Raw genomic sequence first — 6,314 nt, 5'->3', positions numbered from 1 at the left:
CGGCGCCGTCCCAACCGCGCACGCCACGCGCGCCGAGCGGCGGCCCGCCCGTCGGCCCGCCGCCGGCGAGGTGCCGCGCCCCGCGCTGCCCGGCGACGACGAGGCGCTGCTCGACCTCTCGTACGTGGTGGTCGACGTCGAGACCACCGGCGGCAGCCCGCTCGCGGGGCACCGCATCACCGAGATCGCCGCCGTCGTCGTGGCGGGCGGCGAGGTGCGCGACGTCTACGAGACGCTGGTGAACCCGGAGCGGGTGATCCCGCCGCAGATCGTCCGGCTGACGGGGATCACGGCGGAGATGGTGCGGGGGAAGCCGCCGTTCCGCGACGTGGTGCAGGACGTCGTCGGCGCGCTGGCCGGCCACGTCTTCGTCGCCCACAACGTGACCTTCGACTGGCGCTTCGTGTCGGCGGAGGTCGAGCGCGCGTCGGGGGCCGGGCTCGAGGGCCGGCGGCTCTGCACCGTGCGCCTCGCCCGCAAGCTGCTGCCGCAGCTGCGCAGCCGGTCGCTCGGCTACGTCGCCGACTGGTATGGCGCCGACGCCTTCGCGCAGCGCTACTTCGAGGGGCGGCACGGCACCGCGCGCCCCTGGCGCCACTCGGCGGCCGGCGACGCCGTCGCCACCGCGCACTGCCTCGTGCGCCTGCTCCACGACGCCGCCGACCGCGGGGTGCGGACGTGGGGGGAGCTGGATCGCTGGCTGAGCGGCGGGACCGGGGCGGCGCGGCGTCGACGCCGCAGCGCCCTCCCCGGCGCCGTCGACAAGGACACCACCGCCTGACCCCGCCCACCGGATGACCGCTCCCGCCGTCCCGCCGCCCCCCCCGTCCGTCGAGACGTTCCGGGTCGGGCGCCTCACCGTGCACGCCGTGCAGGCCGGCGGCATCCGCCTCGACGGCGGCGCGATGTTCGGCGTCGTCCCCAAGCCGCTCTGGGAGCGCCGCATCCCCGCCGACGACCGCAACCGGATCGGGCTCGGGATGCGCTGCCTGGTGATCGAGCACGCGGTCGGCCCGATCGTCGTCGACACGGGGCTCGGCAACAAGGAGAACGCGCGGTTTGCCGACCTCTACGCGCTCGACAACGCGGGCACCGAGGGGCGGACGCGGCTGGAGGACGGGCTGCGGGCGGTCGGGATCGCGCCGACCGACGTCCGGCTGGTGATCAACACGCACCTGCACTTCGACCACGCCGGCGGCAACACCTGGCAGGACGCCAGCGGCACGGTGCGCCCGACCTTCCCGAACGCGCGCTACGTCTGGCCGCGGGGCGAGTACCACTACGCCACCAACACCAACGAGCGGACCGCGGCCAGCTACCTCGCGCACAACTTCGTCCCGCTCATGGAGGCGGGGCTGGTCGACGAGGTGGTGGGGGAGGGGGAGATCGTTCCCGGGGTGCGCACGCTGGCCACTCCCGGCCACACCCCCTTCCACCAGAGCGTGGTGGTGGAGGACGGCGGGGAGACCCTCTGCTTCCTCGGCGACGTGTGCCCGACGGCGGCGCACCTGCCGCTGCCGTGGATCATGGGCTACGACGTGGAGCCGCTGGCGACGCTGGAGAGCAAGCGGCGGGTGCTGCGGCGGGCGGCCGACGAGGGGTGGCTCCTGATGTTCGAGCACGACCTGGCCGTGGGGGTCGGGCGGGTGGCGCACGACGGCAAGTCGTTCGCGCTGGTTGACGCCGCCAGCAGGGCCGGGTAGCTTGTAGGGTCACAATACGCGAAGCGGGGTGTCCGTCGGGCGCCCCCACCCTCTGGCCCTCGCACCGCCCTGGCGGTCAGGTGCTGCAGGAGTCTCCGAGATCGGCATCCCGCCGTGGGCGCATCGCGCCCGGGGCGGGTGCGTGTGTCGCGCGGACTCCTACTCCGGAGGCCGCGTTTTCACGTTCCCCCCTCCCGAGGAGCTCGACCATTCAGGACTCGACGAAGCAGCGCGTACGCGTGAACCGGCAGATTCGCATCAGCCCGATCCGCGTCATCGCCGCTGACGGTAGCCAGCTCGGCATTCTCGAGGTCGACCGGGCCTTGGCCATCGCCGAGGAGCAGGGGCTCGACCTGGTCGAGGTCGCGCCCATGGCCCGTCCTCCCGTGGCCCGCATCATGGACTACGGGAAGTTCAAGTTCGAGCAGGCGAAGCAGGCCCGCGTCGCGAAGAAGAAGCAGCACGTCATCCAGCTGAAGGAAGTGAAGTTCCGGCCGGGGATCGACGAGCACGACTTCGAGACCAAGACGCGGCACGCCCGCCGGTTCCTCGAGGAAGGCAACAAGGTCAAGGTCACCCTGATGTTCCGCGGCCGGCAGATCACGCACCCCGAACTGGGGCGCGCGGTCGTGACGCGGGTCGCCACCGAGCTCGCCGACATCTCGAAGATCGAGTCCGACGCGCGTCTCGAGGGGAAGGCCATGACCATGATTCTCACCCCGAAGTGATTTCGGAGCGGGTGCACGCATGCCGAAGATGAAGAGCCACCGGGGCGCCAAGAAGCGCTTCTCGGTGACCGGGACGGGCAAGGTCCGCCGCCTCAAGGCGTACAAGAGCCACATCCTCACGAAGAAGTCCGCCAAGCGGAAGCGGAACCTGCGCCGCGCGACCACGGTCGCGACCAACGGCGAGGCGAAGAACCTCAAGCGCCTCCTGCTGGCGTCCTGACCGGAGGAACCTGACCCATGCCTCGCGCAGTCTCGAACGTCCCGCGTCTCAAGCGGAAGAAGCAGGTCCTCAAGGCGGCCAAGGGCGCCTACGGCGGCCGGTCCAAGCTCTGGAAGGCCGCGAAGGAGACCGTGGAGCGCGGCTGGCGCTACGCCTACCGCGACCGCAAGAACAAGAAGCGCGACTTCCGTCGCCTGTGGATCGTCCGCATCAACGCGGCCGCCCACCAGCACGGGATGAGCTACTCGGTCTTCATCGACGGCCTCAAGAAGGCCGGCCTCGAGATCGACCGGAAGATCCTCGCCGACATCGCCGTGCGCGACCCGCAGGCGTTCGGCGCGATCGCCGACCAGGTGCGCAACGCGCTCGAGCGCGAGAAGTCGGCGGCCTGAACGCGGTTCCGTTGAAAGACGGGAGCGGGGGTGCGACCTTACGGGCGCACCCCCGCTCCCTTTTCGCGCCCCCGTGCTCCTCTCCGACTACCTCGCCCAGGCCGCGCAGCTCGAGCACGACGCGCGCGCGCTGCTGGACGGGCTCGACCCCGCCACGCGCGTCGACGACGCCAAGGGGAAGCTCAACGCCCTGAAGGACGCGCGCCTCGGCGAGCTGCAGGGCGCGCTGCGCCACCTCGCGGCGGAGGACCGCCGCGACGCCGGCGTCGCGTTCAACCGCCTCAAGACCGGGATCCAGGAGGCGCTCGACGCCTTCGCCGCGCGCCAGGCCGCCGCGTCGCGCCGCGGCCCCGCGCTCGACCTCACGATGCCCGCCCGCCGCCAGTGGCGCGGCGCGGTGCACCCGGTCACGGCGGTGATCGACGAGATCTGCGCGATCTTCCGCGAGCTCGGGTTCACGATCGCGCAGGGGCCGGAGGCGGAGCTGGAGTGGTACAACTTCCAGGCGCTGAACTTCCCGTCCGACCACCCGGCGATGGACGTGCACGACACGCTCTACCTGGCCGGGCAGGACGGAAAGCCCGACGGGGAGGCGATGCTGCTGCGCACGCACACGTCGCCGGTGCAGGTGCGCACGCTGCAGCGCCACGCGCCGCCGGTGCGCGTCGTGATCCCGGGGATGGTGTACCGCCGCGACTTCTTCGACGCGTCGCACGCGCCGGCGTTCGCGCAGCTCGAGGGGCTCGCCGTCGACGAGGGGATCAGCTTCGTGGACCTGAAGTCCACGCTGGCGGAATTCGCCAGGCGCTTCTTCGGCAACACGAAGACGCGCTTCCGCCCGAGCTACTTCCCGTTCACCGAGCCGTCGGCGGAGATGGACGTGCAGTGCCAGGTGTGCGGCGGCTCCGGGTGCGCGACCTGCAAGCAGTCCGGCTGGTCCGAGATCCTCGGCTCCGGCATGGTGCACCCGGCAGTGATCGAGGCCGCGGGGCTCGACAGCGAGCGCTACACCGGGTGGGCCTTCGGCATGGGGCCCGCGCGCATCGCGCAGCAGCGCCACGGCGTCCCCGACATCCGCAGCTTCTACGACTCCGACGTGCGGTTCCTCGAGCAGTTCACCACCCCGGGCGGGCGCGGCGCATGAACGTCTCGCACGAGTGGCTCCGCGCCTTCGTCCCGCACGGGCGGACGGCGGCCGAGATCGGCCGCCTCCTGAGCACGCACGTCGCGACGCTCGAGGGGACGACCGCGCTGCGCGCGGACCTCGCGCCGTTCGTCGTCGGGCAGGTGGTGCACACGGAGCGGATCCCGGAGACGCGCCTGTCGTTCAACCGCGTCGACGACGGCTCGGGGACGCTGCTGGAGGTGGTGTGCGGCGCGCCGAACGTGGAGCTGGGCGCCAAGTACCCGCTGGCACGCGTCGGCACGGTCGTCCCGGGCAAGGGCGGGATGGTGATCGAGCGTCGCAAGATCCGCGGCTTCACCTCGGCGGGGATGCTCTGCTCGGCGGCCGAGCTGGGGCTGGGCGCCGACGCCGACGGCATCCTGCGCCTCGACACCGAGGCGGCGCCGGGGACCGCGATCCTCGACGTGCTGCCGACGGGCGACGTGCGCCTGGAGCTCGACGTGCTCGCCAACCGCCCGGACCTGCTGTCGCAGCTCGGCGTGGCGCGCGAGGCGGCGGCGCTCACGGGCGCGCCGCTGCAGCTGCCGCCCGAGCTGCGCGACCTGCCCGCCGTGCCGGCCGCCGTGCGCGGCGCGCGCGAGGCGTCGGCGGGGGGCGTCACGATACGCATCGACGACGCGGACGGGTGCCCGCGGTTCACGGCGGCGGTGATCCGCGGCGTGACCGTGGGGCCGAGCCCGGAGTGGCTGGTGCAGCGCCTGGCCGGCATCGGCGCGCGCAGCATCAACAACGTCGTCGACGTGACGAACTACCTGCTGCACGGCCTCGGGCAGCCGGCGCACGCGTACGACCTCGCGACGCTGGCCGGCGCGACGCTGGTCGCGCGGCGCGCGCGCGCGGGCGAGGCGCTGACGACGCTCGACGGCCAGGCGCGCACGCTCGACGACGCGACGCTCGTGATCGCCGACGCCGAGCGCGCGCAGGGGATCGGCGGCGTGATGGGCGGACACGAGTCGGAAGTCACCGGGCGCACGCGCGACGTGCTGCTGGAGGCGGCCAACTTCGACCCGCGCGTGATCCGCACGGGGCGCCGCCGCGCCGGGCTGTCGACCGACGCGTCGTACCGCTTCGAGCGCGGCATCGACCGCGCGGCGACGCTGGAGCGGCTGCTGCAGGCGGCGGCGCTCATCGCCGCCGTCGCGGGCGGGCGCGTGGAGGCGGTGCTCGACGTCGGCGACGCGCCGCCGCCGCCCGCTCCCGTGCGACTGCGCGCGGCGCGCATCGCGCGCCTGCTCGGCGCCCCCGTGGCCGACGCGGACGTCGAGCGGCTGCTCGGCGCCATCGGCTTCGTGCTGACGCGCGAGGACGGCGGGTGGACGGTGCAGCCGCCGACGTGGCGGCAGGACGTGACGCGCGAGGTCGATCTGATCGAGGACGTCGCGCGCCTCGTCGGCTTCGACGCGCTCCCCGACGAGCTGCGCCCGTTCCGCGCCGGCGCCGTCCCCGACGACCCGCAGCACCTGACGACGCGCCGCGTGCGCGACGCGCTGGTCGCCGCCGGGCTGCTGGAGACCAAGCCGCTGCCCTTCGTGCGCGGCGACGACGCGACGCACGTGCGCGTCGGCAACCCGCTGGCGGACGACGAGCCGCACCTGCGCACGCGCGTGCTGGAGTCGCTCGCGCAGCGCGCCGAGTACAACCTGTCGCGCATGCAGGGGAACGTGCGGCTGTTCGAGGCGGGGGGCGTGTTCGCGCCCGGCGCCCACGGCCTTCCGGTGGAGCGGTGGCACGTCGCGGCGCTGGTGATGGGCGACCGCCGGCCGCCGCACTTCACCGAGCCCAAGCCGCCCGCGTTCGACGCGTGGGACGCGAAGGCGATCGCCGAGTCGGCCGCCGCGGCCGCGTTCCCGGGGGGCGCGGTGGCGCTCGTCCCGGCGCCCGACGAGTCGGGGCGCCTCTGGGAGGTGCGCGTCGGCGACGACGTGGTCGGCGAGGTGCGTCAGCTCACGCTCGACGCGCCGCCCTGGGCGTCGCCGGCGTTCGGCGTCGAGCTGTCGCTGTCGCCGGTGGACGCGACGCCCGTGGCCCCGGCCGGTCGCCGCGCCGAGGGCGCGCCGTCGCGGCCGGCCGCGCCGGCGCGCCCTC

7 protein-coding genes are annotated in these 6,314 nt (G+C 73.9%); all 7 read left to right on the top strand.

Annotated features, from left to right (window positions below; genetic code table 11):
- On the top strand, window positions 1–781 hold a 781-nt coding region (locus tag PYV61_RS19240), incomplete at its 5' end, for a 3'-5' exonuclease (protein ID WP_275834627.1).
- A gap of 13 nt (window positions 782–794) precedes the next feature.
- Window positions 795–1,703, top strand: coding sequence for an MBL fold metallo-hydrolase (locus PYV61_RS19235; RefSeq protein ID WP_275834624.1), 909 nt, complete (start codon window positions 795–797; stop codon window positions 1,701–1,703).
- A 209-nt stretch (window positions 1,704–1,912) separates the two neighbouring features.
- The gene (gene infC, locus PYV61_RS19230) at window positions 1,913–2,431 is read left to right on the top strand and encodes a translation initiation factor IF-3 (RefSeq protein WP_275834629.1); all 519 of its coding nucleotides are present in this window, start codon (window positions 1,913–1,915) and stop codon (window positions 2,429–2,431) included.
- 19 nt (window positions 2,432–2,450) lie between these two features.
- Entirely contained in the window at window positions 2,451–2,651 is a 201-nt protein-coding gene (rpmI, locus tag PYV61_RS19225; protein WP_275834622.1) for a 50S ribosomal protein L35, read from the top strand.
- Window positions 2,652–2,668: 17 nt separating this feature from the next.
- Window positions 2,669–3,043: a 50S ribosomal protein L20 gene (gene rplT, locus PYV61_RS19220; RefSeq protein WP_275834620.1), complete on the top strand. Its 375-nt coding sequence runs from the start codon at window positions 2,669–2,671 to the stop codon at window positions 3,041–3,043.
- Window positions 3,044–3,173: 130 nt separating this feature from the next.
- On the top strand, window positions 3,174–4,187 hold the full coding sequence (gene pheS / locus PYV61_RS19215; protein WP_345785265.1) for a phenylalanine--tRNA ligase subunit alpha: 1,014 nt from the start codon (window positions 3,174–3,176) through the stop codon (window positions 4,185–4,187).
- The coding region (gene pheT / locus PYV61_RS19210) for a phenylalanine--tRNA ligase subunit beta (RefSeq protein WP_275834616.1) at window positions 4,184–6,314 on the top strand (2,131 nt) is incomplete at its 3' end. The genes pheS and pheT, both read left to right, overlap by 4 nt.

Origin of the sequence: Roseisolibacter sp. H3M3-2 (assembly GCF_029211165.1) — a bacterium.
Lineage (GTDB): Bacteria > Gemmatimonadota > Gemmatimonadetes > Gemmatimonadales > Gemmatimonadaceae > Roseisolibacter.
This window is presented reverse-complemented; position numbering and strand designations above follow the sequence as displayed.

Coding starts and splice junctions, on each gene's coding strand:
- PYV61_RS19235 (WP_275834624.1), top strand. CDS start 795: ATGACCGCTCCCGCCGTCCCGCCGCCCCCCCCGTCCGTCGAGACGTTC.
- rpmI (WP_275834622.1), top strand. CDS start 2,451: ATGCCGAAGATGAAGAGCCACCGGGGCGCCAAGAAGCGCTTCTCGGTG.
- rplT (WP_275834620.1), top strand. CDS start 2,669: ATGCCTCGCGCAGTCTCGAACGTCCCGCGTCTCAAGCGGAAGAAGCAG.